The sequence below is a fragment of the Paenibacillus sp. RC84 genome (assembly GCF_041260495.1).
Classification (GTDB): Bacteria; Bacillota; Bacilli; order Paenibacillales; family NBRC-103111; genus Paenibacillus_F.
In genome coordinates, this window is record NZ_JBGBYL010000001.1 from 642,549 (window position 1) to 667,566 (window position 25,018).

Consider the following 25,018-nt stretch of genomic DNA (forward strand, 5'->3'; position numbering starts at 1 on the left):
TGACCCTTTTTGAAGGAGTTGGTATTTCCATGCCAATCGAGGTAAGCAACGAATTAGGTAAAATTCATGTAACCGATGAAGTGATCGCCGTACTTGCGGGTTCCGCCGCATTGGATTGTTACGGTCTGGTCGGTATGGCTTCGCGCAAACAATTAAAAGATGGCATTGCAGAATTGCTCGGACGGGATAATCTGGGACGGGGTGTGGAAGTACGCCGCGAACAGGACCGCGTAGAGATTGATCTATACATTATTGTAAGTTACGGAACCAAAATATCCGTGGTGGCGCACAACGTCCAGACCAAAGTGAAGTATGTATTAAATGAAGTAGTGGGTCTGCATGTAGATGAAGTTCACATATTCGTTCAAGGGGTTAGGGTATCCCGGTAATCAGGAAGGAGAATACCATTGAGTAAGCGCTTTAACACAATAAATGGAAATGATTTTATGCAGATGGTGTTTGCTGGAGCTGACAACCTTCGCAGAAATGTGGACAGGGTGAACGGTTTGAACGTTTTCCCGGTCCCTGACGGAGATACCGGAACGAATATGAACCTGACGCTTACGTCGGGTGTAGAGGAACTGAAACGCAAGCCGTCCGCACATATCGGCAAAGCGGCGGAAGCTTTGTCCAAGGGACTGCTGATGGGCGCGCGGGGCAACTCCGGCGTGATTCTGTCCCAGCTTTTCCGAGGCTTCGCCAAGTATACGCATGATATGGAAGCGATCGATGTGCAGCAGTTTGCCGCGGCTCTGCAGCAGGGCGTGGACACCGCGTATAAAGCGGTCGTCAAACCCGTGGAAGGCACCGTACTGACCGTTTCCAAGGAGGCGGCGAAGCATGCCGTCGCTTCTGCAAGACGCTGTGCGGACGTCACAGAGCTCGTGGAAGAGGTGCTGAAGCAGGCGAGCGAAACCTTGTCCAAAACGCCGGACATGCTTCCTGTCCTCAAACAGGTAGGTGTAGTCGACGCGGGCGGACAGGGCCTGGTCTGCATTTACGAAGGATTCGTTTCCGCGCTGAACGGCGAGCCGCAGGAGGATACGTCTTCCTTTATCGTTGCGGATGCGCCCGTATTGGGACAGACCGCCAAGGACAAGGACATTGCGACGCTGCAGCTCGCTCCCGAGGCCCATCACATGGACCGCACGGGTCCCGCGCAGCTTCATATGTCTACGGATGACATCGAATTCGGCTACTGTACCGAGTTTTTGCTGAAGGTCGTTCCCGGCAAAACGAAAGGCCTCGAATTCAACGAAATTAATTTCCGCAGCCAGCTCGGAAAGCATGGGGATTCGCTGCTTGTCGTGGCGGACGATGAGCTTGTCAAAGTTCATATTCACGCGGAATATCCCGGACAAGTCATGAATCTGGCCATGGAATACGGAGATCTGACCCGGATCAAAATCGAGAACATGCGCGATCAGCATTCGCATATCCTGGAAGAAGCGGCTGAGGTTTACGAGCGTGCCGCCGAAGAGGAAGCGCAGCGCTCGGTGGTGCCGGCCGCCAAAGAACTCAAGCCGTACGGATTCGTGGCCGTGGCTCTGGGCCAGGGCATTACGGAGATTTTCACAAGCGTAGGCGTGGATGTCGTTTTGTCCGGCGGACAGACGATGAACCCGAGCACGGAAGACGTTGTGAAGGCGATTGAGCAGATCGATGCGGAAACCGTGTTTATTCTGCCCAATAACTCCAATATCATCATGGCCGCGAAGCAGGCGCAGGATCTTGTGGAAGACAAGCGGATTATCGTTATCCCGACGAAGTCGATTCCGCAGGGCTTGGCCTCCATTCTGGCGTTCCAAGAAAAAGCAGGCGCCGACGTCAACGAACAAACCATGAATGAAGCGATTCGAGGCGTTCGTTCCGGTCAGGTTACCTTTGCGGTTCGCGATACGTCCATCGACGGCATCGAAATCAAAGAGGGCCATTTTATCGGCATTGAGGACGGCAAAATCGTCGTATCCGAACCGGAGCTTGTCGAAGCGAGCCGGAAGCTTCTGGATCATATGATCCGCGAAGCCGAGATCGTGACGATCCTGACGGGCGAGGATGCCGGCGACGAGCAGACGGAGCAGCTTACCGCTTATATCGAAGCCCAGTATCCGAATGTGGAGATCGAGCTTCATCCGGGCGGACAGCCGCTGTACGCCTATATATTTTCCGTAGAGTAAGAGAGGGGTTTGCATATGAGCCGTGTTCGTATTGTAACGGACAGCACGTCGGATATTCCGAAAGCTACCCGTGAAAAACTCGGTATTGAAATGGTTCCGCTCAAAATCCACCTCGACGGAGAAACTTATCTGGATGCGGTTACCCTGGATGCGGAGCAGTTTTATCACAAGCTGGTCGCCGCTCACAGCATGCCGACAACCTCTCAGCCTTCGCCCGCGGAGTTTCTTGCGCTCTATGAGAAACTGCTGGCCGAAGATCCCGAGGTCACAATTTTGTCCATCCATCTGTCGTCGGCCATGAGCGGGACGTATCAGTCCGCCCTGCTGGCCAAGTCGATGCTGGACGAGGAAGACCGCGTACAAGTGATTGATTCCAAAACGGCGTGTTACGGAATCGGCGCCCTTGTCGTGGCCGCCGCAGAAGCGGCCCGGGAAGGCAAAAGCCTGGAAGAATGCGTGGAGATCGTGCGGAAAATCCGCGAATCGTTCGTCATCTACTTCCTCGTCGACACGCTCGAATATTTGCAAAAAGGGGGCAGAATCGGCAAAGCGTCCGCTTTGATCGGTTCCTTGCTCAACATTAAGCCGATTCTGTCCGTAGATCCCGAGGGAGAAATCGCTTCGGTGGATAAAGTACGCGGGCAGAAGAAGGCGATGGCCCGGATCATCGAAATGATGCGGCGGGACATTCCCGGCGGGGACATTCACATCAGCATGGCACACGCGAACAACACGGAAGCGGCGGAAGAGCTGTACCGCCTTATCGAGCAGAACTTTACGATCAAGAGCATGCAGTACATCACCATCGGTCCGGTTATCGGAACCCATGCGGGACCGGGGACCGTAGCTGCATTCGTGAGTCCGGCCTGACATGGAACTTAACGAAATTCCGGTTACGGAAGTCCGCGGAATCGGCGGACAGAAGGCCGAAGAACTCCAGGCTCTTGGCATCACCCGTGTTGCTCATCTGCTCGAGTACTACCCGTTCCGCTACGAAGATTATTCCATCCGCGATTTGACCCAGGTCAAGGACGGAGAGAAAATTACCGTGCAGGGCAAGATCATGTCCGAGCCTGTCCTGCAAAGATACGGCCGTAAAAACAGGCTTAGCTGCAAAGTGGTCATTGACCACTTTTTTGTTACCGCCGTCTGGTTTAACCGGCCGTTCCTGAAAGACCAGCTTGCTCCCGGGCGTGAAATTGTCCTGACGGGCAAGTGGGACCAGCGCCGTCATCAGATGACGGTTTCGGATTCCGAATTTCCCGATAGGGGAACTTCCAAGACCGGCACTTTGCAGCCGGTCTATTCCGTCGGAGGCTCCCTTACCCAGCATTTTATGCGCAAGGCGACGGCTCAGGCTCTTACTCAGTACAGCGCCATGGTAAGCGAGATCGTGCCGGCGGAACTGCTGCGCAAATACCGCTTGCTGCCCCGCAGAAGAGCCATGGAGATCATTCACCGCCCCCAGGGAACGGAGGACGGGAACGAGGCCCGGCGCCGGATGGTGTATGAGGAACTGTTCCTGTTTCAGCTCAAAATGCACGCCTTCCGGGCCATTACGCGTAACCGCGCCGACGGGCTCGCGCAGCAGGTGGATCTCCCGAAGGTGCGTGCCTTCGTGCGCGGCCTGCCGTTCACGCTGACGCCCTCGCAGAAGAAGGTCATCGCGGAGATCCTGCAGGACATGCAGGAGCCTTACACGATGAACCGCCTGCTTCAGGGCGATGTCGGAGCGGGCAAGACGGTCGTTGCCGCGGCGGCGCTCTACGCGACGGTAACGGCCGGCTGCCAGGGCGCTCTGATGGTGCCGACGGAGATCCTTGCCGAACAGCATAACCGCTCGCTGACGGCCATGTTCGAGCCCTACGGGCTGCAGGTCGCCCTGCTCACCGGAAGCACGACCGCCCGCCAGCGGCGGGAGCTTCTCGCGTCCCTGCAAATGGGCATGCTCGACATTCTGGTCGGCACGCATGCCCTCATCCAGGAAGACGTCTTCTTCCGCAAGCTGGGGCTTGTCGTCACCGACGAGCAGCACCGGTTCGGGGTAAACCAGCGCAGCATTCTGCGGCGCAAAGGGATGAACCCCGACGTGCTGACGATGACGGCGACGCCGATTCCCCGGACGCTGGCGATTACCGCGTTCGGGGATCTTGACGTCTCGACGCTCCGGGAGCTTCCGAAGGGGCGCAAACCGATCAAAACGTATTGGGTGCGTCACGAGATGTTCGACCGGGTGCTCGGCTTTATCCGCCGGGAAGCGGATGCGGGCCGCCAGGCTTACGTGATCTGCCCGCTGATCGAGGAGTCGGAGAAGCTGGACGTGCAGAACGCGATAGACGTACACGTCCAGCTTCAGCAGGCGTTCCCCGATCTAAAGGTCGGGCTGCTGCACGGGCGGATGGCCGCGGCCGAGAAGGACGAGATCATGCACCGGTTCAAGGACGGCGAGATCCACACGCTCGTATCCACCACGGTCATCGAGGTCGGTGTGGACGTGCCGAATGCGACACTCATGGTCGTATACGACGCGGATCGGTTCGGCTTGTCGCAGCTGCATCAGCTGCGGGGCCGGGTCGGACGCGGGGAGCACCAGTCGTTCTGCGTCCTGATCGCCGATCCGAAAACCGAAGTCGGCAAGGAGCGGATGCAGGCGATGACGGATACGACGGACGGCTTCGAAATCGCCCGGCGGGATCTGGAGCTTCGCGGGCCCGGAGATTTCTTCGGCACGAAGCAGAGCGGCCTGCCCGACTTCCGGATCGCCGACATGATGGTCGACTTCGAAACGATGGAGCTGGCCCGTGACGATGCGGCCGAGCTTGTAGCGCGGCCGGAGTTCTGGACGGCGGCGGAGTATATTCCACTTCGTGATTTTCTCCAGCGCGAGCTCATTTTCGACGGGGATATTATGGACTGATAAACGGCTTAGACAGACAGAAACCGACCGGCAGCTGCCGATCGGTTTTTTTTGTGCCGCGTGATGCTTCCGGCGCATCGGGGTCTGACGTCGTCACATGTGGTTGACCACTGTTCCTGCCGTAGTCGAATCGCTTCTTTGCTGCGTGAGGCGGCCCGTGTTTGGTGACCGGGGTCGGAAATCCCGGTGAATCGTCTTGCTGAATGAGACTTAGACGAGAGTGCGATCCCGCTGGGGGACGGGCCGTAAGCTTTTCCAGCCGTAAAATCTAGGCACATCCGAGCCGCTGCCGACATATGTTAGCAGGGATGGATAACGGGGAGGTGTTCAAGTGAGCTATCAGCAATATGGTATCGATCCGGCTCTGGTCGAACGCGTGAAATGGAAAATGAAAAACCCGGAAATTAAAGAACGCGTTAAAAGACTGCTGGAAGGGGTCACGAAGTACGATCTGCAAAACCGTCAGAAAGTCGCCGCTTTCGTCGCCCAGTTTTCCAAAGTGCTGGGCGAACCGCTTACCCAGGCCCAGTCGTCGTCTCTGATTGATTTTGTCATCGCCCAAAAAATCGACCCCAACAATACGTTCCATTTATTAAAACTGTGGGGAATGTTCCGTTAAAAAAAGCAGGCCGCTCCTGCAGAGGAGTAGACACGGAAGGTTCCGTTATTTTTCGTGCCAATCTACAAAAAAACCGTCTATTCTTCGATAAAGAAGAGAGACGGTTTTTTTGCTTTTTCATTTGTTGCCGCAGATTTGTCCGAAAAGCCTTGCTTTAATCCTAGTATTCTGAGCAGTTATTCCGGATTTTACTTTGTCCCCGGAAACCGCACTTTTAATCGCTGATTTTGAGAATATCGTCAAAAGCGAGCCGGCGCACATTTCCCGGCGCTTCAAGATGGATTTCCTGCTTCAGAGGGTCGATGCGCCGGACGATCCCGGTTATTTCCTCGTCCTCGAAAGGAGCGTATACCGTCAGGGTAAGTACCCGCCCCGTTGTCTTCGCCCGGGCCAGAAGACTGCCTATGCGCTGGCGCTCTTCGTCTTCCAGCGACGGGTGAGCCCGGCGGTTCAGTTCCCGCTGGTGGCGCAGGTAGGCTTCCTTGTGTTCGGGCAGCATCATGCGGGACGATTCATACAGACCGTTTCCCTGAAGCTTCTTGCCTGTCTTGGAACCGGCCGAAGAAGATTTCACTTGTAATGACCTCCGATCTTATGGGATCTGTCTTTGGCCTGGCCGGCCGGAGTAGCGGAAACCGCCCGCATGATGGCTGTGCTTCCGAACCGCTGCCGGATCGTATCGGTTGCCCGCTCCAGAGCGATTTTGCGCTCCTCGTCTCCAAACATCAGCAGCTGGTACTGATCATCGGGCACGAGGTCTCCCAGCGTGACTCCGACCTTGCGTACGGGGAGGCCGTCCCAATGCTTGCGGAACAGCAGCTGGGCCGTTTCGTAGACCGTATCGGTGAGCTGCGTCGGGTCCGGCAGCTTCATCTGGCGGTAAAAACCGCTCGGATGGTCGTAATCCGCGCCCTGACAGCCTACGGAGACCACTTGGCCCTGGCAGCCTTTGGCCCGGCAGCGCTGGCATACCAGCTCGGAGAGCTCGAGCAGCACGACTTTGATTTCTTCGGCCGTGGCATAGTCGCGGGGCAGCGTCATCTGATGGCCGACGGCCTTCTGTCCCTCGTGAGTCTGAGGGGTTACCGGAGAAGGATCAATGCCGTTAGCTACCCGCCAGATGACTTCCCCATTGATTCCCCAGCGGGCGCGCAGACGGGCCAGCGGGGTTCCGGCCAAGTCGCCGACGGTAAGGATGCCCATACGGTTAAGATGCCGGGTCATCCGGGAGCCGATCAGATACGTTTTGCTGACGGGCAGCTCCCAGAGACTGGCGATTTCGCTTTTGGGCAGCCCGTAGATGCCCTCCCGGTTTTTCTTGGCGAAATTGTCGCAGGCCATTTTAGCGAGCACTTTATTTTCGCTGATGCCGATCCGCGTCCATACACCGGTTTCCTGCAGCACCTTTTGCTGGATATCTCTGGCGATTTCCACGGGCGTGCCGAAGAGATGCAGGCTCCCCGTCACATCAAGGTACTGTTCATCAATGCTGAACGGCTCCACGAGATCGGTGTACGTTTGAAGAATGGCCGTAATCTGCATGGAGACTTTAATGTACTCTTCCATGCGGGGACGGATGACTACGGCCTCGGGGCATTTCCGGAGGGCCTCGCCCAGCCTTTCGGCCGTTGTGACGCCGTGCGCTTTAGCGAGGGGGCAGGCGGCCAGAATAATGCCGGAACGGCGGGCGGGATCGCCCGCTACGACGACAGGCTTATCGCGGTATTGGGGATGGGCGGCTTTTTCCACGGATGCGTAAAAAGACTGGCAGTCCGCCAGCATGATTACACGTTTGCCTTGCTCGGGGAAGGCGGTCATCGGTAACACCTGCCATTTTGTCGGAATGAGAAAATGAATTTGAACAAAGGGAACTTATGTTCTCGTCTATCATTAACCATACACGAACGTTTATTCGGTTAACAACCGGTAATGTTTGCCTGCCCGGTGTTTTCGGTGTCCGGCCCGGCGGCAGGAACCAGGTACACCTCCAGTGCGGTAACGACTTCGGCGCGGATCAGTCGCCACAGCAAAGAAAACCGGTGGTGATACCCGCGGCATATGTAAGCGACGTTCAACCCATCTGTCGTGCGCCTTTCCTCGTAAATCCGGATGCCCCGCCGGCGGAACTGCTTGCGCAAAAAAGCCATGTCGGCCGTGACGCGATCTTGGATCAGGCGAAGATGGCCGATCAGCGGCTCTGGAAGTTTGCCGGAGCTTTCCAGCAGCGAAATGTTTTTTTCCAGTACGTCTAACAGAACCGGAAGCAGCACATACCGCTTAACGAGCATCGAATCGTCACGGGTTTGCAAAGGCGGCTGCATGATGTCTCACTCCTTGGGTATGGAAACATATGTTCTTATGTAGTATATTCAGAATACCGAACATATATTCGATTTTCAAGAAGAGAATTATTTGGAATTTTTGAGTGAAATTCGCCAGTTTAGCGATCCTTTTGCGTGCATCCGTAATAAAAGAGCTCATGTACAATAAAAAGAGAGTAACATGCCATTGATTGGGAGAGGGGACGCATTTTGCGAACATATACATACCGGCGGCTTCTGTTGGCTCTGCTCCGCAATTACTTGATCGGCTCCGCCATTGCGGTGCTGGGAGTAGGCAGCGTTCTGATCTATTCCGCACTGCGGGCGACGAGTCGCGAAATGTCCGTCATGCTGGTTATCCTGGGCGTTTCGCTCCTTGTGATGATAGGGGCCGAACTGACCGTATTTGCCCGTCAGATGAGGCCGGTCCGTGCGGTTTTTCTCAAACATAGTCCCGCTCTCGACGAAATAAAGGAAGCTTATATACGCCTTCACCAGCTTCCGGTGCTGGCGGTCAAACGGATTTTCGGACCGCACTTGTTCGGAATGGTTCTGCCTGCCGTCGTACTGGCCGTGGGCGCGATCCGTATGGGCCTGCTGGAGATCAGTTATTTTGACCTGACGCTCGCCGTGCTCGGCGCTTTGCTTGTAGCGTGCATGCATGCGATGATTGAATTTTTTCTGACCGCCTATTCCATCCGTCCGGCGCTCCGGCATTCGCACGATCTTGCTCTGCGGCTGCACGGCGCGGAGGTGTCTCTGGACGGCAGAGTGTTGTTTTCGATCCGGAAAAAGTTCCAGTGGAGCGCGTTTCTGATCGGTACCTTCCCGCTTTTCCTGTATTATTTGACCGTTCAGCTTCGTCTGGTCCGGGAGGATACGTCTTTGCTGATGGATTACTGGAACTGGGATGCCATGATTATCCTACTGGGCATTCTGTTCGCTTCGCTCGGCGCCTGGCTGCTTTCCCGGGATATCGAGCATCCCATCGGACAGATCCATAAAGTCATGGGAGAAGTCCGGGCCGGAAATCTGGCTATTCATGCGCCGGATCTTTATCCCGATGAGTTTTCGCGCCTGGTGGCGGGCTTTAACCACATGGTGGAAGGACTCCGGGAACGGGACCGGATCAACCACGAACTGATTTCGGGCTATTTTGCCGCGCTGGCCGCCGCATTGGATGCCAGAGACGCTTACACGGCTGGACACTCCGAAAGGGTCGCGGGCTATTCCGTCCGGATCGGCAGTCTGGCCGGGTTCTCCGAACACGACCTGGAGGAACTGCGCAAAACGGCGCTGCTGCATGACATCGGCAAAATCGGAATCAGCGACACCGTGCTGTTAAAAGAGGGGAGGCTCACGGACGACGAGTTTGCCCAAATTCAGATGCACCCCGCGCTGGGAGAACGAATCCTGCGGCAGATCGAGCCGCAGAGCTTGATGGCTCCGTTCCTGCCGGGAGTCCGTTCCCATCACGAACGATTTGACGGCCGGGGCTATCCGGACGGTCTCAAGGGCCTGGATATTCCGCTTTTCGGCCGGGTAATTGCCATTGCCGACGCTTATGACGCGATGACCTCGGACCGCCCCTACCGCCAAGGCATGTCCGCGGAGAAGGCGCTGTCCATTTTGAAAGAAGGAAGGGGCACGCAGTGGGATCCCCACTTCGCCACCTTGTTTATCGGCTGGCTGGAAGAAGAAGGCGGGCTGGATAAATCCGCCGGAGCCGAAAGAACGCGCGAACACGCCGGCTGACTTACCGGAAGCCGGAAATCCACTTTTTACAGTCATTTCACAGATAAATACGACCTTTTGGAAAAATCGTGAACCGGCATGCCTGTTCGTTCAAACAAGAAATTGCCCCGCGTTTTGAGTCGATGCAACAGCGTAATGCCGCTGAAGTCATTGAAATGATTATAGATCAGGCGGCAGCCGATAAAACGGAGCTTACGACCCTGCTAAATGTCCATGTGCCTTTGGCGGATTTGCGTGCGCAGTTTGAGGGGATTTTATACGATGCTTGTTTTTCTTATCTGGACAAAGAACCGGCCGTTCCGACCGACTACCTGGCCCGGCTGTACGCGGCGAATGCGATGGTGCTTATACAGTGGACTTTACAAAACGGTAAAGACGCGGGTACGGTTGATCTGGCTCATCAAATGCAGCGGCATATTTTTGATCGTATTCATAAATGAGCATGCCGGGGAGGCTGCCGGGAGCATGGGACACCCAGAACTTGGTCCCTCGAAGGCTTCGTTTTTATTTGAATTCAACCCGCCGTTGTATTAGGCTGTACATAACTTGTGTGAATAAGGAGGAAATGTCCATGTGCGGACGGTATACGATCACGGTAACGGTAGAGGAGCTTATGGCCCGCTTCGGCCTTTTCGATGCGCCGGGCATTCCTTATCATAGACCGAAATATAACGTAGCTCCCGGCCAGATGGTGCTTGCCGTCGTGAACGACGGCCGGAATAACCGGATCGGCGAGCTGAAATGGGGATTGATTCCCGAGTGGGCCAAGGAAGAAAGCGTCGGCGCCAAAATGCTGAACGCCCGCGCGGAAACGGCGGCGGACAAACCCGCTTACCGCATCCCGCTGCGCCGCAAGCGGTGCCTTATTCCGGCTGACGGTTTTTACGAATGGAAGCGGGAGGGGGGACTCAAGCAGCCGATGCGAATCCGGCTGAAAGACGGCGGTTTGTTTGCGATGGCCGGTCTCTACGACACCTGGCTTTCGCCCGACGGCCGGCGCGTCAGCACCTGCACTGTGCTGACGACGGCGCCGAACCCGCTCGTGGCGGATATTCACGACCGCATGCCGGTTATTCTGCGGCGGGAGGACGAGGCTTTCTGGCTGGACCGGCAGGTTCAGGACCCCGTCGATCTGCTGTCTTTGCTCCGGGCCTATCCAGCCGCAGAGATGGAGGCGTACCCGGTTTCGCAGCTGGTCGGGAACGTGCGCAATGACAGTCCGCAGCTGATCGAACCGATCGTGCCGCCGGACAGCCCCGTGCAGGAAGGGTGGCTGCTGTAAGAAGCGGCCCGGGCAGGCCGGAAGAGCCGGTGCGGCAGCAGCGAAGCGGGCGGGATCACCGGTTCTGTCTGTTGCCGTGCGCAATCAGGCAGGTGTGAATTAGCCTGACCTGAAATGAACTGATCTGATCTAACTGAACCGGCCCGACCGACCGCCGGGTAAAATAGCGCTTGGCACTGCCCGGCTAAACACCCAAAAAAAACGGGATCCTCGTGAAGGATCCCGTTTTTTCGAATGATTTTACTCCGCGGCGGGTTCGGCTTTGCCTGCCGGATCCGTTTTTTTTCGCTCGGTCAGTTTGATTTTCGGTACGGCAACCGTCAGCACGGCTCCCAGTACGATGAAAATCAGTGCGAACAAGTAGACGGAGTGCAGAGAAGAGACGAGCGAATTTTTCAGAATCGGAGCAATGGTCTTCAAGAACTCCGCGGGCATCTCCTTCATGGCTTCCGGGCTGAACAGAAATGTATACAGCCCTTGCGGATTCGTATGAATCATTTCCGTAAATTTGGTCGTCAGTTCTTTGGCCTGCTCGGGCAGCTTTTGCAGCACGGGAACAAGCGTGTCGGTCAACTGGCTGGTCGATTTATGATTCATAATCGCCCCGAGGATGGTCATCCCGAACGTTCCGCCGATGGAACGGAAGAACTGGCTTGACGATGTGACGACCCCCAGCTCCGATTTCGGGAACGATTCCTGGAGAACGAGTGTTAGGATCGGCATCACAAGCCCCATGCCAAGTCCGATTATGAGCATAATCAAGGTAGCGGTAAGCTTCGTCGTATCCATGCTCATCGTCGTCAGCAGAAGGAATCCCGCCGCCATCACGATCATGCCGATGCTGATCTGGACTTTCGGCCCGATTTTGTAGACGATCTGCCCGCCGATGATACTGGCAATGATCATGGTAACCATCATCGGGGTCATAATGGTGCCGGACGCCGAGGCGCTGACACCGACAACCCCCTGCATGAAGAGCGGCACGAAAATAATGGCGCCGAACATGCCGATGCTCATCAGGAAGCCGATGCCGTTGAGCACGGTGAACGTACGGTTTTTAAACAATCGCACCGGAAGGATCGCTTCCTCCGTGCGGGATTCGATCCTAATGAAAGCAGTGATGGCGATAACGGCCAGAACGAACAGGCTGATAATCTGCCAGGACAGCCACGGGTACTCGCTGCCCCCGAAGCTGAGACCGAGCAGGAGACTGACGACCCCGACAATCATGGTGAACATGCCGGCTACGTCGAACTTGACGGGCCCTTGTGTTTTGTGCTTGCTGAGGCCCATGGAAATAAAGATAACGGCGATAATCCCGACGGGCAGATTGATGTAGAACACCCATCTCCAGTTGAGGCCGTCCACGATCCAGCCGCCGATTTGCGGGCCGATTACGGAAGCCAGCCCGTAGAGGCCGCCGAAAACGCCCTGCCATTTGGCGCGCTCCTTGCCCGTGAACAAGTCCCCGATAATAATCATCGCCATCGGCATCATAATACCGCCGCCGATACCTTGGATGCCGCGGTACACGATAAGCTGGGCCATGCTGTCCGTCGTTCCGCAAAGCGCCGAGCTCACCATGAATATGATAAGTCCTGTCACATAAACGACGCGGCGGCCCAGCAGGTCGGCCAGTTTACCGGCAATCGGCACAACCGCGGTGGAAGTCAGCATGTAGGCGGTAGTCAGCCATGTCATATAACCGAGACCGCCGAGTTCTCCGACGATCCGCGGCATAGCCGTGCCTACGATCGTTCCTTCCAGGGCTCCGAAAAGCATGGCGATAATCAGACCCGCTATCAGCATGCCCCGGTGTTTGGTCATTTCTTGCCCGTCTTGCTTCAGTTTAAGTGGTTCTCCCATTGTTTAAACTCCGTTTCTCTATGATTTGCAGCATTTTCCGTTTGTGTCATCTTCATTTCCGGCGATATTTTGCAGCTTCTCGGAAATTTTCATCAGCGACTCCAGCTCGTCCTGGTCGAGCCGAGAATAATACTGTTTGATAACTTCGAAAGATTTAAGCTTCGCTTCTTTAAGAACGCTCTGTCCGTGTTCCGTAAGGGATACCATGACGACACGGCGGTCGTTCTCATCGTGATGCCGGACGACAAGCTTGTTCTGTTCCATCCGGTCGATCATGACGGTAATGGCGCTGGGTTTCACTTCCATCATTTCGGCCAACTTGGTGATTTTACCCGGCCCTGTCTCCGAGATCCAGTTCAGCACGTGAAATTGCGGGCCGGTCAGCCCCATTTCTTTAAAATGAGACATCTGAGGCCCGATCCGTCGGTAAAAGGACATCGTGGCCCGCAAAATCCGGGCTACGTAATCTTCGTTATCAAGCACGGAAGATAGTCTCCTCCTTTCAAATTCGAAAAATTATTTTCACTAGTTATTATTTAAACTATATAAATATTAAGTTATGTATATAAAAAAGTCAATCCTTCTGTTTACAAAAAACGGAGCGCTCTGCCGGAAAAGAAGCAAAACGCTATCCCGATGTGCTACAATGAAAAAAGCAGGTATAGTTGCGGAGGGTATAGATGAGAACGACGATAAACCAACACAGAAAACCGGTATGGATCGGCTCCCTGCTGGGCCTGCTGACTGCCTGCATCCTAATCGGACAAGCGTACGCTTTTCTCTGGACGGAGCAGCAGAAGGCAAACAGCCGGAACCATCTGTTCTGGGATTCGTATTTAAATGCCATGTATGGCGTCGATAAAAATTGGTCTTCCGTAATTAAACAGTTAAAAGAAGATTCAGACCCGCAGCGCTTGGCCGGAGAAGCCGGTCTTCGCCTGTACAATGCCGATCAGAAGCTGCTCTTCGACGCGGCTGCATCGTCTTCTTCCGATAAGGAAGACCCTGCAGCCGGCCGCATTGACCTGCGAACCGTTAAGGACGGCAACCGGACTCTGGGTTATTATAGCTTGCCCGCCGCGCCATTCCATCATCCGGAGCCGCCGTTTTGGGCCGCCGTTCTGGCGGGCTCCCTGCTCGTCGGAGCTGCAGCCGGCCTCTATCTGAAACGGGGGGACAACCGGCTTCAAGCGGTGCTCGACCGTATCCTTTTCCGTCTTGCCGTTCTTGCGAGAGAAGACGGACCGGAGCCCTCCTTCAGGCGGGGCAAAGAAAACGGCGGCACGGACATAAACGCCAGGACGGCGGAAGCCGATGCCCTGCTTACGGGCATCGAGGACAAGCTGAGGCAGATGGAAACCGTGCGGCCGCGCATGGTCGCCGATCTGACCCAGGAGCTCCGGCGTCCGCTTACGGTGCTCCGCTCCAGCCTGGAGCAGGCGCAGATCGAAGAGAAGAGACTGACGACCGATAAGGCGGCGGCACTCTTCGAAGAAGTCAGCCGCATGTCGGCGCTCGTGAACGACATGCAGCAGCTCATGCTCGCCGAATCCGGCCACCTGGAGCTGGAACGGCAGTGGTTCTCGCTGCGGGCGAGCCTCGATCCGCTGATCGCCCGCTTAGAGGCGGAAGCGCGCGCCTCCGGCATCGAGCTGCGCTACTCGCCGTCCAGGGAGGTCAGCCTTTACGGCGACCGCCACAAGCTGGAGCAGGCGTTCGGCCATCTGCTCGGGAATGCCGTACGGCTGGCTCGTTCGTCGGCCTCCGTATCGGTCACCGTCAACGATCTGGAAGTGACCGTCACCGTCCGAGACGACGGAGCCGGCCTTACGCACGACGAGATTCCGCATCTGTTCGAGCGCTTTTACCGGACCGCTTATCCGTCGGCCGCCGCGGCTTCCGAACCGGGGCTGGGCTTTGGGATGGCTCTGGTCAAACAGTATGTGGAGGCCCATAACGGAAGTGTCCGGGTCACAAGCGAAGCGGGTCAGGGAACGTCTTTTACCGTCCGTCTGCCTATATTTACCGGAACTTAACCGGATAGAATAAGGGCTGCGGGCATACCTTCAAATGAGGAGGGACGACGATGAGCTACCTTAAATTGCTGCAAATTTATGAAAATGACGGTATGACGCCTAAACGCGCCACCTCATTCCGATACGATCAAATGCTCGGAACCATCCTGCAAGAAATGAAGCCCACGGAAGTGGGAAGTTCCATGGTACTCTGCCGGGTGGACGATTTCCGGTCTTTCCAGACAACCCGGGTTCAAGCCATCGACCGGGACGGAGCGGAGTTCCGGGTGCTCACCCGGAACACGATCTACCACTTCGAGGTCGTGGAAAGCCGGAACGTTTCCCCGGCTTCACGCCGCGCGTTGTGCGAGACTTCGTGAAGCTTGCACCGCGCACCGGAAGCCTTGCATGCATGCGGGTGCCCGGTCATGCGACACTTCACCGCGCGAGCGAAACTTGCGCGCGGTGTGCAAAAACGCCTCCCAGCCGATTCTAACGGGCTGAGAGGCGTTTTTTTGTGTCAGGCGCAAATTACTCGGCGGTATTCCGTGCCGCGGCAGGGGCGCTCTTTTCGCTGAAAAAGAGCTTCATCATCGGCGGGGTGACGATAGTGGTCACGAGAACGACCACGACAATGACCGCGAACATTTCTTCGGAAAGCAGTCCGGACTCCTGACCGATGGCGGCAATAATCAAGGCGACTTCGCCGCGGGATACCATGGCTGCACCGATGGCTAGTGAACTGCGCCACTTGAAACCGGCGAGTCTGGCGCCGATGGCGGAACCGGCCAGCTTCGTCGCGATGGCAAGAAGACTGAGGATCACGATAAGCCCGATCGAAGAGGAGATTCCCTGAAATTGCACGGTAACTCCGATGGACGTGAAGAAAACGGGAACGAAGATGGAGTAGCTGATCGTCTCCACTTTTTCGAACACTTCGTGCTTGTAATTCGTCAGGCTGATGGCGACTCCGGCGATATAAGCGCCGATAATGGCCGCAACTCCGGCATATTCCGCAAAATAGGCGTAACCGAAGCAGATGATAAGAGCGGCGGAGAGTACCGTTTCCGTGACACGAAGGGGAGCGAATTTTTTCAAGATCCAAGGGACCGCCTTCCAGGCGAAAAGAAGAGCGGCCGCGAAGAAAACGACTTTTTTCACGACAATCATGCCTAAATTAACGTCTCCGCCCGCCATGCTCATCAGAAAAGCGAGCGCGATGATGACCAGCACATCGTCGATGACAGCCGCTCCGAGGATGGTCGTTCCTTCTCTGGACTTCAGCTTGCCCATCTCCTTGAGCGCCTGGACCGAGATGCTGACGCTGGTCGCGGACAGGAGAAGGCCGAGAAACGAAGCTTCCAGCGGAGATTGATTCAGCAGGATGCCGGCGAGATAACCGAGGCCGAACGGGACGATAATGCCAGCGATTCCGACGTAACCGGAGGCTTTGCCCGTACGTTTAAACTCCTCCGTATCGGTCTCAAGGCCCGCGATGAACATCAGCAGAATGACCCCGATTTGACTGATTTCCTGCAGCACATCCGTATTCGACACAAGTCCGAGAAGATTAGGTCCCAGCACAATCCCGATAAGAAGCTTTCCCAGAACCGAAGGCTGACCCAGCCGGACACTGATATCCCCGGCCAGTTTCGATGCGAGCAAAATAATAGCCAGTTGAAAAATTAGCACGTACCGCCTCACACTCCTTGCTTTCTTATTGTAGTCCCGGAATCCGGAAAAGCATGCAAAAAGAGCCCGTTACCAAAACCCGCTATGTAGACATAGCAAGGCCTTGGTGACAGGCTCCTCCGGGAACTGCAATTTTAAGTTGCTACAATTATACACCGGGAGGGCGGGTGAAAGCAATGGAAACAGGTGGGGATAGACAGACGACGTACCGGCAAGCCATTTTTCGCAAGATGCCTAAGAGCGTGGTATAATTTAGGGAATAAGGTTCAGAAAGGAAGATGTCTTAGTGAAAATATTCAAGGAAGCGATGGGTTGGGCCGGGTCTATCGGCGTTTCGTTTGTCCTCGTCCTGTTTATCGGTATTTTCGTTTTCCAGCCCTACAAAGTTGACGGGCATTCCATGGAGCCCACGCTTCAGGACGAGGAGCGTATTTATATCTCCAAACTGGTGCATACCTTTGCTCAGGAACCGGCATACGGGGACATTGTCGTCATCGACAGCCGGGTGGATCGTCCGCGTACGTTTAAGGACAGCTTTATGGAACAGCCGGTCATTCAGCTGATTACAGGAAGCGCGAATGAGAGAACCTTTTACGTCAAAAGAGTGATCGGCAAAGCGGGGGACGTTCTGGAGTTCAAAGATCATCAGGTGTACCGGAACGGTCAAGTGCTTGAGGAGCCGTATATAAAAGAAACGATGGAGTTCGTTTCCGATCATAAGTGGACGGTGCCGGAAGGCCATGTTTTCGTGATGGGAGATAACCGCAACCACAGCGATGACAGCCGGAAGATCGGGTTTATCCCGCTCGATCATGTGATGGGTGTCAAAAAACTGCCTTAACTGTTTGCGGAAGCATCGGAAAAGGTCCGCTTGCGAATGGCGGCTGAGACCGGAAAGGGGGTTATTATGAGAACACCTACGGACGATCAGGCATGGTACAGTTATCCGGGGATGGTGGCCGTCGTGACTTCACGCCATGGAGGCCGGCAAAATGTGATGGCTTCCGGTTGGCACACGTACATAGGCTCCTCTCCCGGCATATACGGGATTTCTTTAAGGAAAGAGACCCATACCTACTCTCTAATTGAAAAAAGCGGCGTGTTCGGGGTTCATTTTCTTCCGGGTTCCCGGTCGGAGCTCATACAGGCGGTGGGAACGTTCAGCGGAAGAGACATGGACAAGTACAAGGAGTTCGGCATTGCTTATGACGACGGACTTGCGGCGGATATTCCTGTTTTGAGGGATGCGTACTATGCCTACGAGTGCAGAGTCATGGAGATCCGGACTTACGGGGACCATGAATGGATCGCCGGAGAAATTCTCCAGCGGTACAAGGACGAGGAATTGTTTTTGGACAACGGCCTGCCTGATTTGGGCAAACTTCAAATTCCCTTGTATATGGGAAGGTCTACCTACCGTATCGTGCAGGAGAACACGAAAGAAGCGCAGCATCTGTTCGGATAGACCCGTTCGTGCATAAGAGAACAACAAACCGCCCCGTTTAGCGAGGCGGTTTGTTGTTCTGTTTGCGGTTGTTGCAGGGGCGTAGAGGGCGGTCCGGGTCATTCGGAAAATACTTAACTGACCGCCTTTTGAAAAAAGCTGATGTAAAAATCCGGTGCGACTTCCAGGTCGCATTCATGCTTGTAGCCGTTTTTAACATACAAATTTTTGGCCGGAACGTTGTCCTTTCCCGTCGCTACTTTGAATAGGGAGACGTGACCCATGTCGGACTCCAGCGTGTTTAAGAGCTGCTGGGCGATTCCTTTTTTGAAATGATCCGGGTGGACGACCATCCGGCAAATCGTGACGGCTTCCTCTTCCGCCGTGCAGGAAACGGCTCCGGCAAGCTGATTGTTTATGAAATAGCCTCTAAATTGTTCGCCGCATGCCTGAAACTCCTCGAAAGTCTCTTTTAACGGCGGAATCTCATAGAAATTAATAAGTTTAGCTTCAATTAAGTAAGATTGCCGTTGTAATTCGTAGAGGCTGCGTACGAGCCCGGTGTCGTTAAAATCAATGGTTCGAATAATGCCTTCGTTCAAAGTGGTCACCTCTAATGATCGTTTGGATTCGTCTCTATCATACGGAGGGGGGATTTTAAATTAAAGAGGAGCATTTCATTATAACCAATCTTTCCAAATGGAGTTGCGTGAGATTTTAAAATAAAAAGATATAGATTCTATGTAAAATGGAGAAACCCCCGCGCCTAATGGTACGGGGGTCCTTTTTTTAGATTGAAGTGTCAACTTGAAACTCAATTTTTTTATACCCGTCAAGCTTATCCGTAGATAAGAATTGAACAGTCTTACTTTCGCCTTTTTTAATCCCGTCAATGCCGCCTTGTGCAACCCCCAGACGTTTTTCGTCCTTATCATAAAGTACCGCACTCAGCATAGCTGCTTGAATATCTTTATCTCCGGCATTTTGTACTTTAGCGGTTACCATCCACATTCCGGCCGATTCTTTTACGGATACGCCCGTGACTTTAAAGTCTCCCGCAGTATATTCGCCTTCTTTAGCTTTAGGAGCTTCGGAAGGTTTAGGTGTGGATTCCGGAGTTGCTTTAGGAGTCTCACTAGGAGCGGAACTAGCAGCAGGTGTTGTTTCGGCAGATGTTTTAGCCGGTTGCTCAGAACTGCAGCCAGCGGCTAAAACTAAGGCAGCGACGGATACAAAAAGAATCTTTTTCATTTTTCCCCCTATGAACGTAAACTATATTTAAAATACAATTGCTAGTTTAGCAGATAGAGGGAATTATATCCATATGATTTGAGACTTTCTGGTATTCGGTCATCCTATTTGTGCGGACCTATAGGGATAGTAACGCTTGTGAGGAGTGAGCGAAATATCTCACTATCGTTGACATTCTTCGGTGTCAGTCCATTCATATAAGTCATCCATATAGCAATTGAGAAACATTGCTGCTTCCCTGGTCTTAACCAAAGATAAGCGCTTCTCACCATGGACAACTTTAGAAATGAAGGAATCTGAAAGGTTTAATCGTTGGGCCAATTGTGCTTGTGTCATACCTTTACTATCCAGGAGCTCAGGCAAGCGGCTTCTCCCAATCCGGAGCGCCAAAGAAACGTACCTCCTTCGTGGACAAAGTCGTGATGTTGGGTAAATTGTATCACGCTTATTTCAAACAGGTAAATGACCATGTGAATTAGGCATGTATCTATAGAAGGAACAGCAAAATTTTATATGAACAAAACGCATTTCAAAACAGAAAAACAAATGATTTGCCACTTTTTATGTTTCGGATGAAACGAAAGAGGATTAGATGATGCTATAAAGTCTTTAAATATAAGGGTTTTAGAATAAAAATCGGCCCCCGTATCACTACGAGGGCCTTTCATGGGAGAGGAGAAACCGGACGAAGAGCTTATGGGGAAACGTAAGTCTTCTCCGCGGTTGTCTACGACACTTTTGATGTCGATAATTCAATCATATCCGAAAAAAAGACAGGCTATACACGGACAGGAAATTTTTTTCAAAGCCTTTTTGTGCAACGAACAAAGATTGTGGTACGATAACAGAAAACCGACAAGAACATTACAATGGGGAATTCAGCGTATGAGAGTGATTTCTGGAAGTGCCCGGGGCCGTTCTTTAAAGGCCGTACCCGGGATGAGCACGCGTCCGACGACCGATAAGGTCAAGGAGGCGATCTTTTCGATGATCGGGCCTTACTTTGACGGGGGCGCGGGGCTGGATCTGTTCGCCGGAACCGGCGGCCTCGGGATAGAGGCTTTGAGCCGGGGGCTGGACACGTGCATATTTATCGACCTGGAGAAAAAAAGTCTGGATACCGTGCGCCACAATCTGGAAGTTACCGGATTGACGGATCGTGCGGAAATATACCGCAATGATGCGGGACGGGCACTGAAAGCTCTGGAAAAACGGGGTAAGCAGTTCGGGCTTGTTTTCCTGGACCCGCCTTACCGGTTTAAAATTACCGGAGAACTTATGCAAAAGATGAAGGGATTGGGACTGCTCGAGCAGGGGGCGACGATCGTGGTGGAACATGACGCCGCGGATAAGCTTCCTGAGGTTTTCGAGGGTTTTGTCATGCAGCGGCGTGCCGATTACGGGGATACGGCTGTGACCTTGTACACCTTTGAAGACACCGGGCTGAACTGAAACCGAACATGAAGAAGGAGCTGACACAGCTGTGCATCAGGAAAAACCACGATTGAAAATAGCGGTTTATCCGGGAAGCTTCGATCCCGTGACGAACGGCCATTTGGACATTATCCGCCGGGCGGCGAAAGTTTTTGATAAATTAATCGTAGCCGTCCTGAATAACACGTCGAAAAATCCTTTGTTCTCATTGGAAGAACGCATTGAGCTTCTGACGAAAGTAACGAGGGACATTCCGAACGTCGAGGTGGACGGGTTCCGGGATCTTCTGATCAATTACATGGAGTCCAAAGATGTACATATTATTGTCCGGGGACTTCGGGCGGTCTCCGATTTCGAATACGAGCTGCAGTTGTCGACGATGAACAACAAATTAAATGAAGAAGTCGAAACGTTCTTTATGACCTCTTCGCCGCAGTATTCTTTCCTAAGCTCCAGCATCGTAAAAGAAATTGCCCGTTTTCACGGTCCGGTTTCCCATTTCGTTCCCCGGGAAGTGGAAGAAGAGCTGAAATTGAAATTTGCCGCAAACACACGGCAACCGTAGGTCCAGGAAGGCTGCCGGGCGCAGGCTTCCTCCTTCTTTTAAGGGCCTGTCAGGCTTTAGGGCCCGTATGGAGTCTTCGCTGCGCAAATGCATGCAGTGCATAGGACAGAATGCAGCCTGCAGCCAGCACGAGCAGAAGAAAGCCAAGCTGCGCGAAGGCAGGCATCCAAACGCTTAAGGAAGAAAACAAAGACCCTTCTCCTGTCCTAGCTATAGGGGATAGAGTTCCCGAGACTTCGAGCGATTGCCGCCCGGAAGGCACAGATGGAAACAACCCGCTTGTGAAACGCCATAACAGGAGAACAAGCAGGTACGAAAAGCAGGCATGAAGCAGGCGCGCCATCAGAAAAGGGAGATACCGCAGACCGGCGCCGTAGGCGGCGCTCAGGGCCTGTGCGTGGGAAGACAATCCGCCGAAGCCGAGAAAAGCTGCGATTAAGGCGAGTTTAATGCCTTGTGGAAGCGCCTGCTCACCCGCCGCGGCATGAGCGCCCAAGTGAAGTTCGAACAAGCCGGAAGCCAGATGATGCAGCAGGTCCGGCCCTACAGGCAGTCCGAGGAGCCCGCCTGCGGCTTGGAGTATATCCGGCATTGTCAGCATGTGAATGATGACGGAGAAAATCATAATATAGCCGCCGATGACCATCAGCGACTGCACCGAAGCCGTGACGGCCTCGCCGAGCAGCTGGCCGAACGCGCGGCCGTCCTCTCTGCGGGCGCGGGCCAGGCTGCCTGCGGCCTGCCGCCACAGGGGAGCGCCGGAGGCACCGCTTCCCGCCCCGCGGAGCTTCACGGGCGGCGCCTCGCCGCCGCGCGCAGGCGCGTCCGCCCGCACGGCACGCCCCCGCGCGTCGCCCGGGCGCGTGTGCGCGCGGGCAGGCTCCGCGGCGGACCCGCCGGCGGCTCCCCCCGAATCCCCGGCTCCGTCCGCGGATTCGGGCTGCCCCGGCGCAGGCGCGCCCGCCGGCTTCTTCTGCGAAGGCAGCACGAAGCCGAGCAGCAGCGCGCCGCCGTAATGCACGCCGGCCAGCAGAAGCCCCAGGCGCGGGCTGTGCAGGAACCCGGTGCCGATCACGGTGACGATCAGCACCGGGCTTGCCAGATGCGACAGCGCCAGCAGGCGCTCGCCTTCGCCGCGCGTAAGCAGCTTCCGGCCGCGAAGCTTGGCCGTGAAGAGGGCGCCGCTCGGAAATCCGCCCAGGGCTCCCGCGGCGAGCGCCAGACCGCCCGTGCCCGGCAGGCGGAGCAGGAGCCGCGCGAGCGGCTCCAGCAGGGTGCCGAGGGCGTGAACGACACCGAAACCGAGCAGCAGCTCGGTAAGAATCATAAACGGCAGCAGCGCCGGAAATACGATGTTCCACCAGATCGTGATGCCCTCCAGGGATGCCTGGAGCGCCTTGTCCGGAAAAGCGATAATCGACGCGACCAGGGCGGCCGCAAGACTGCCGAGCAGAAGCGTGGTACGATACCCGCCGCCGCGGTGCGTTAGGGATTTCGGCATGTAAACACCTCGATTCGTTTGCTACATGTGTACGCCGGACCGAAGATGTTTAGACCAAGCCCGCCCCGCATACACTAACAAACATCCATTCTCCGATTTTCGGAAACGGAACGGGAGGGAACCCTTGAAATGAACGACAAAGATCATGAAAACCAGCGGTACAACGACGAACAGGAACAAGAAGAACGCGAGCGGGAAACCGGCTTTGAGAACGGGGACAATTTCCGGGAGAGGCCCGTCATCCGCCGAGCGCATCCGCAGAGGCGTTCCAGGCGTTTTTTTACGTCGCTTCTTGTCGGCTTTCTCTGTTTTGTTATCCTGTTTTACGTTCCTCTGCCTTTTTTTATTTATATGCCCGGTACGGCTGAGGCCGTGCACCCGATGGTCAGCGTCCCCAAGAGCGACAATACCGATGAGAAAGGCTCGCTTATGCTCGTTACGGTCCGAGTGGCCAATGCGAACGTAGTGACGTATCTGTGGTCCCTGGCCAACAAATACGACGAACTTCAGCTCAAGAAAGATGTCCTCCGGGGGATGTCCGAGAAAGATTACAGTCAGCAGCAGCAGTTCGTCATGCTGACTTCCCAAAGCGACGCGATCCAGACCGCTTACAAGAAGGCGGGCGTTCCTTTCCATATAAAAGGAGAGGGCGTCATGGTCACGGGCCTCTCGCCGGGTCTTCCCGCGGAGAAAGTGATGCAGGCCGGAGACAAGGTCACCAAAGCGGACGAGAAGAAGATCCAAACTTCTCAGGATCTTTTTGCCTTTCTGGAAAACAAGAAAGAAGGAGACACCGTTACGCTGACCTTCATCCGCGGAAATAAAGAGATGACGGCCCCGCTCACGCTGGCCAAGCTGCCGCCCGATAAAGATACGGGCAAGAGCCGCGTGGGAATCGGGATTACGATGGCCGAAATGCAAAGTGTCCAGGCGGACGATCCCTCCAAGCAGGTTACCATTAAAGCGGGCGAAATAGGCGGACCGTCGGCAGGTCTGATGTTTTCCCTGGAGATTTACAACCAGCTGCTTCCCGAGGACATCACGAAGGGGCACAAAATCGCGGGAACCGGAACGATCGACACGGACGGCAAAGTAGGCGTTATCGGCGGTATCAAGCATAAAATCATCGCGGCCGACCGCGAAGGAGCCGAAATCTTTTTTGCTCCCCAGGATCTCAAAACAGACAAAGGTACGATCTACAATTACACGGATGCTTTGGCCCGCGCCAAGGAAATCGGAACGAAGATGAAGATCGTTCCCGTCGCGACGATGGACGACGCCCTAAAGTATTTGGCGGAGCTTCCTCCGAAATGATTGACAAACCGGAAGAATAATAGCTATAATTATCTTTGTTTGTTTGAGGTGATAAAAACATGTGGATTCAACTTAAAGACATCATGGCCAAAGGACAGCCTATTGCCATCCGCGAATCGCTTAACAGCGAAACGCTGCTGAAGGGCCGCAAGGATATTTTGTCCGCAGGACCGATCGTTACGGATCTGGAGGCGAAAGCGGCGTCCGACGTCGTGGAAGTAACCGGCCGTGTTTCCGTCGAGCTTGAGTTTGGCTGTTCCCGTTGTTTGACTCCGTTCAAGCAGACGTTGAACATTCCCTTTCGGGAAATTTTTACTTCGAAACCGGAAGTGGAAGCGCAGGCTTCCGAGGATGAGGAAGAGATCGTTCATCTGGTTCGCGAAGATAAAGTGGAATTGAACCCTTACATTGAAGAGAATATACAGCTTGAGCTGCCGCTGGCGCCGGTTTGCCGGGAAGACTGCAAAGGGCTTTGTCCCGAATGCGGAACGAACCGTAACGAACGCGACTGCGGCTGCAAGAACGAACGGATCGATCCGAGACTGGCCGGTCTGGCTGATTTTTTCAACTCGTAGGGATATGGGGATTACGTTAAGGAGGTGGAATTCATGGCAGTACCGTTCAGAAAAACATCCAAAACCCGCCGCGACAAGCGCCGTACCCACTTCAAATTGGAAGTTCCGGGCATGGTTAAGTGCGAGCAGTGCGGAGAACTGAAGCTTTCTCACCGCGTTTGCAAAAACTGCGGCACATACAAAGGCAGAGAAATCGTACAAGCTTAATTTTATTAAGCTGACAAATAGTACTTCATCTTAGGTGAGGTGCTATTTTTTTTGTCCAAAAGCTGTAAGCGGATAAGGTAGAG

At 54.6% G+C, this 25,018-nt stretch carries 27 protein-coding genes; 17 read left to right on the forward strand and 10 right to left on the reverse strand.

The annotated features are described in order from the left end of the window. Positions 1-29 precede the first annotated feature (29 nt). The 5 genes from ABH899_RS02945 (at position 30) to ABH899_RS02965 (ending at position 5,713) form a co-directional block, all read left to right on the forward strand. The gene (locus ABH899_RS02945; protein ID WP_009672588.1) at positions 30-389 is read left to right on the forward strand and encodes an Asp23/Gls24 family envelope stress response protein; all 360 of its coding nucleotides are present in this window, start codon (positions 30-32) and stop codon (positions 387-389) included. Positions 390-407: 18 nt separating this feature from the next. Further along, positions 408-2,177 carry a DAK2 domain-containing protein gene (locus ABH899_RS02950; RefSeq protein ID WP_369993850.1) on the forward strand — a complete coding sequence of 590 codons (1,770 nt, stop codon included), beginning with the start codon at positions 408-410 and terminating at the stop codon, positions 2,175-2,177. A 15-nt stretch (positions 2,178-2,192) separates the two neighbouring features. After that, positions 2,193-3,047, forward strand: coding sequence for a DegV family protein (locus tag ABH899_RS02955; RefSeq protein ID WP_218228482.1), 855 nt, complete (start codon positions 2,193-2,195; stop codon positions 3,045-3,047). 1 nt (position 3,048) lies between these two features. Beyond that, on the forward strand, positions 3,049-5,094 hold the full coding sequence (gene recG, locus ABH899_RS02960) for an ATP-dependent DNA helicase RecG (protein ID WP_009672599.1): 2,046 nt from the start codon (positions 3,049-3,051) through the stop codon (positions 5,092-5,094). A gap of 331 nt (positions 5,095-5,425) precedes the next feature. Then, positions 5,426-5,713, forward strand: coding sequence for a stage VI sporulation protein F (locus tag ABH899_RS02965; RefSeq protein ID WP_009672620.1), 288 nt, complete (start codon positions 5,426-5,428; stop codon positions 5,711-5,713). 214 nt (positions 5,714-5,927) lie between these two features. On the opposite strand, the gene ABH899_RS02970 is transcribed toward ABH899_RS02965, so the two are convergent. From ABH899_RS02970 to ABH899_RS02980, 3 genes are all read right to left on the reverse strand, one after another. Then, on the reverse strand, positions 5,928-6,287 hold the full coding sequence (locus ABH899_RS02970; RefSeq protein WP_369993854.1) for a YolD-like family protein: 360 nt from the start codon (positions 6,285-6,287) through the stop codon (positions 5,928-5,930). After that, positions 6,284-7,531, reverse strand: coding sequence for a DNA polymerase IV (locus tag ABH899_RS02975; RefSeq protein WP_369993856.1), 1,248 nt, complete (start codon positions 7,529-7,531; stop codon positions 6,284-6,286). Before ABH899_RS02975 ends, ABH899_RS02970 begins: the two co-directional genes overlap by 4 nt. A 98-nt stretch (positions 7,532-7,629) precedes the next feature. Next, positions 7,630-8,034: a YhjD family protein gene (locus tag ABH899_RS02980; RefSeq protein ID WP_369993858.1), complete on the reverse strand. Its 405-nt coding sequence runs from the start codon at positions 8,032-8,034 to the stop codon at positions 7,630-7,632. Positions 8,035-8,244: 210 nt separating this feature from the next. On the opposite strand from ABH899_RS02980, the gene ABH899_RS02985 reads away from it, so the two are divergent. The 3 genes from ABH899_RS02985 to ABH899_RS02995 all read left to right on the forward strand — a co-directional run bounded on the left by ABH899_RS02985 (position 8,245) and on the right by ABH899_RS02995 (position 11,071). After that, positions 8,245-9,789 (forward strand): HD domain-containing phosphohydrolase, encoded by a 1,545-nt coding sequence (locus ABH899_RS02985; RefSeq protein WP_369993861.1) that lies wholly within the window; start codon positions 8,245-8,247, stop codon positions 9,787-9,789. Between the two features lie 155 nt (positions 9,790-9,944). Further along, complete coding sequence (locus ABH899_RS02990) at positions 9,945-10,229, forward strand: hypothetical protein (protein ID WP_369993863.1); 285 nt, start codon at positions 9,945-9,947, stop codon at positions 10,227-10,229. Positions 10,230-10,360: 131 nt separating this feature from the next. Then, positions 10,361-11,071 (forward strand): SOS response-associated peptidase, encoded by a 711-nt coding sequence (locus ABH899_RS02995; protein ID WP_369993865.1) that lies wholly within the window; start codon positions 10,361-10,363, stop codon positions 11,069-11,071. Between the two features lie 240 nt (positions 11,072-11,311). Here the strand turns inward: ABH899_RS02995 and ABH899_RS03000 are convergent, their stop codons facing one another. Then, on the reverse strand, positions 11,312-12,937 hold the full coding sequence (locus ABH899_RS03000) for an MDR family MFS transporter (protein ID WP_369993868.1): 1,626 nt from the start codon (positions 12,935-12,937) through the stop codon (positions 11,312-11,314). Between the two features lie 18 nt (positions 12,938-12,955). Next, entirely contained in the window at positions 12,956-13,420 is a 465-nt protein-coding gene (locus tag ABH899_RS03005) for a MarR family winged helix-turn-helix transcriptional regulator (protein WP_009673009.1), read from the reverse strand. Positions 13,421-13,617: 197 nt separating this feature from the next. On the opposite strand from ABH899_RS03005, the gene ABH899_RS03010 reads away from it, so the two are divergent. Together ABH899_RS03010 and ABH899_RS03015 are read left to right on the forward strand one after the other, a co-directional pair. Continuing rightward, positions 13,618-14,973 carry a sensor histidine kinase gene (locus ABH899_RS03010; protein WP_369993871.1) on the forward strand — a complete coding sequence of 452 codons (1,356 nt, stop codon included), beginning with the start codon at positions 13,618-13,620 and terminating at the stop codon, positions 14,971-14,973. A 50-nt stretch (positions 14,974-15,023) separates the two neighbouring features. Then, positions 15,024-15,332, forward strand: coding sequence for a hypothetical protein (locus ABH899_RS03015; RefSeq protein ID WP_009673019.1), 309 nt, complete (start codon positions 15,024-15,026; stop codon positions 15,330-15,332). A 151-nt stretch (positions 15,333-15,483) separates the two neighbouring features. On the opposite strand, the gene ABH899_RS03020 is transcribed toward ABH899_RS03015, so the two are convergent. Then, positions 15,484-16,644, reverse strand: a complete 1,161-nt coding sequence (locus ABH899_RS03020; RefSeq protein ID WP_218228489.1) for a cation:proton antiporter — start codon at positions 16,642-16,644, stop codon at positions 15,484-15,486. A 307-nt stretch (positions 16,645-16,951) separates the two neighbouring features. Here ABH899_RS03020 and lepB point away from each other — a divergent pair, with 307 nt between their 5' ends. Together lepB and ABH899_RS03030 are read left to right on the forward strand one after the other, a co-directional pair. Beyond that, positions 16,952-17,485, forward strand: coding sequence for a signal peptidase I (gene lepB / locus ABH899_RS03025; protein ID WP_218228835.1), 534 nt, complete (start codon positions 16,952-16,954; stop codon positions 17,483-17,485). A gap of 66 nt (positions 17,486-17,551) precedes the next feature. Beyond that, positions 17,552-18,109: a flavin reductase family protein gene (locus ABH899_RS03030; RefSeq protein ID WP_009673010.1), complete on the forward strand. Its 558-nt coding sequence runs from the start codon at positions 17,552-17,554 to the stop codon at positions 18,107-18,109. A gap of 113 nt (positions 18,110-18,222) precedes the next feature. On the opposite strand, the gene ABH899_RS03035 is transcribed toward ABH899_RS03030, so the two are convergent. The 3 genes from ABH899_RS03035 to ABH899_RS03045 all read right to left on the reverse strand — a co-directional run bounded on the left by ABH899_RS03035 (position 18,223) and on the right by ABH899_RS03045 (position 19,729). After that, complete coding sequence (locus ABH899_RS03035) at positions 18,223-18,690, reverse strand: GNAT family N-acetyltransferase (RefSeq protein WP_369993874.1); 468 nt, start codon at positions 18,688-18,690, stop codon at positions 18,223-18,225. Positions 18,691-18,877: 187 nt separating this feature from the next. Next, positions 18,878-19,339, reverse strand: a complete 462-nt coding sequence (locus ABH899_RS03040; protein WP_369993877.1) for an FxLYD domain-containing protein — start codon at positions 19,337-19,339, stop codon at positions 18,878-18,880. Positions 19,340-19,501: 162 nt separating this feature from the next. Continuing rightward, positions 19,502-19,729 carry a helix-turn-helix domain-containing protein gene (locus ABH899_RS03045; RefSeq protein WP_369993878.1) on the reverse strand — a complete coding sequence of 76 codons (228 nt, stop codon included), beginning with the start codon at positions 19,727-19,729 and terminating at the stop codon, positions 19,502-19,504. A gap of 495 nt (positions 19,730-20,224) precedes the next feature. Between ABH899_RS03045 and rsmD the strand changes: the two genes are divergently transcribed. Together rsmD and coaD are read left to right on the forward strand one after the other, a co-directional pair. Further along, positions 20,225-20,791, forward strand: coding sequence for a 16S rRNA (guanine(966)-N(2))-methyltransferase RsmD (rsmD, locus tag ABH899_RS03050; RefSeq protein WP_326053585.1), 567 nt, complete (start codon positions 20,225-20,227; stop codon positions 20,789-20,791). Between the two features lie 31 nt (positions 20,792-20,822). Then, entirely contained in the window at positions 20,823-21,338 is a 516-nt protein-coding gene (gene coaD, locus ABH899_RS03055) for a pantetheine-phosphate adenylyltransferase (RefSeq protein ID WP_009673015.1), read from the forward strand. A 49-nt stretch (positions 21,339-21,387) separates the two neighbouring features. On the opposite strand, the gene ABH899_RS03060 is transcribed toward coaD, so the two are convergent. Continuing rightward, a complete protein-coding gene (locus ABH899_RS03060; RefSeq protein ID WP_369993880.1) occupies positions 21,388-22,839 on the reverse strand; it encodes a sporulation protein in 1,452 nt (483 codons plus the stop codon). 129 nt (positions 22,840-22,968) lie between these two features. Between ABH899_RS03060 and ABH899_RS03065 the strand changes: the two genes are divergently transcribed. The 3 genes from ABH899_RS03065 to rpmF are packed head-to-tail and all read left to right on the forward strand — an operon-like array spanning position 22,969 to position 24,935. Beyond that, positions 22,969-24,153 carry a SepM family pheromone-processing serine protease gene (locus tag ABH899_RS03065; RefSeq protein WP_369993883.1) on the forward strand — a complete coding sequence of 395 codons (1,185 nt, stop codon included), beginning with the start codon at positions 22,969-22,971 and terminating at the stop codon, positions 24,151-24,153. A 59-nt stretch (positions 24,154-24,212) separates the two neighbouring features. After that, positions 24,213-24,728, forward strand: coding sequence for a YceD family protein (locus tag ABH899_RS03070; RefSeq protein ID WP_218228493.1), 516 nt, complete (start codon positions 24,213-24,215; stop codon positions 24,726-24,728). 33 nt (positions 24,729-24,761) lie between these two features. Further along, the gene (gene rpmF / locus ABH899_RS03075) at positions 24,762-24,935 is read left to right on the forward strand and encodes a 50S ribosomal protein L32 (protein ID WP_009673368.1); all 174 of its coding nucleotides are present in this window, start codon (positions 24,762-24,764) and stop codon (positions 24,933-24,935) included. Positions 24,936-25,018: the final 83 nt, after the last annotated feature.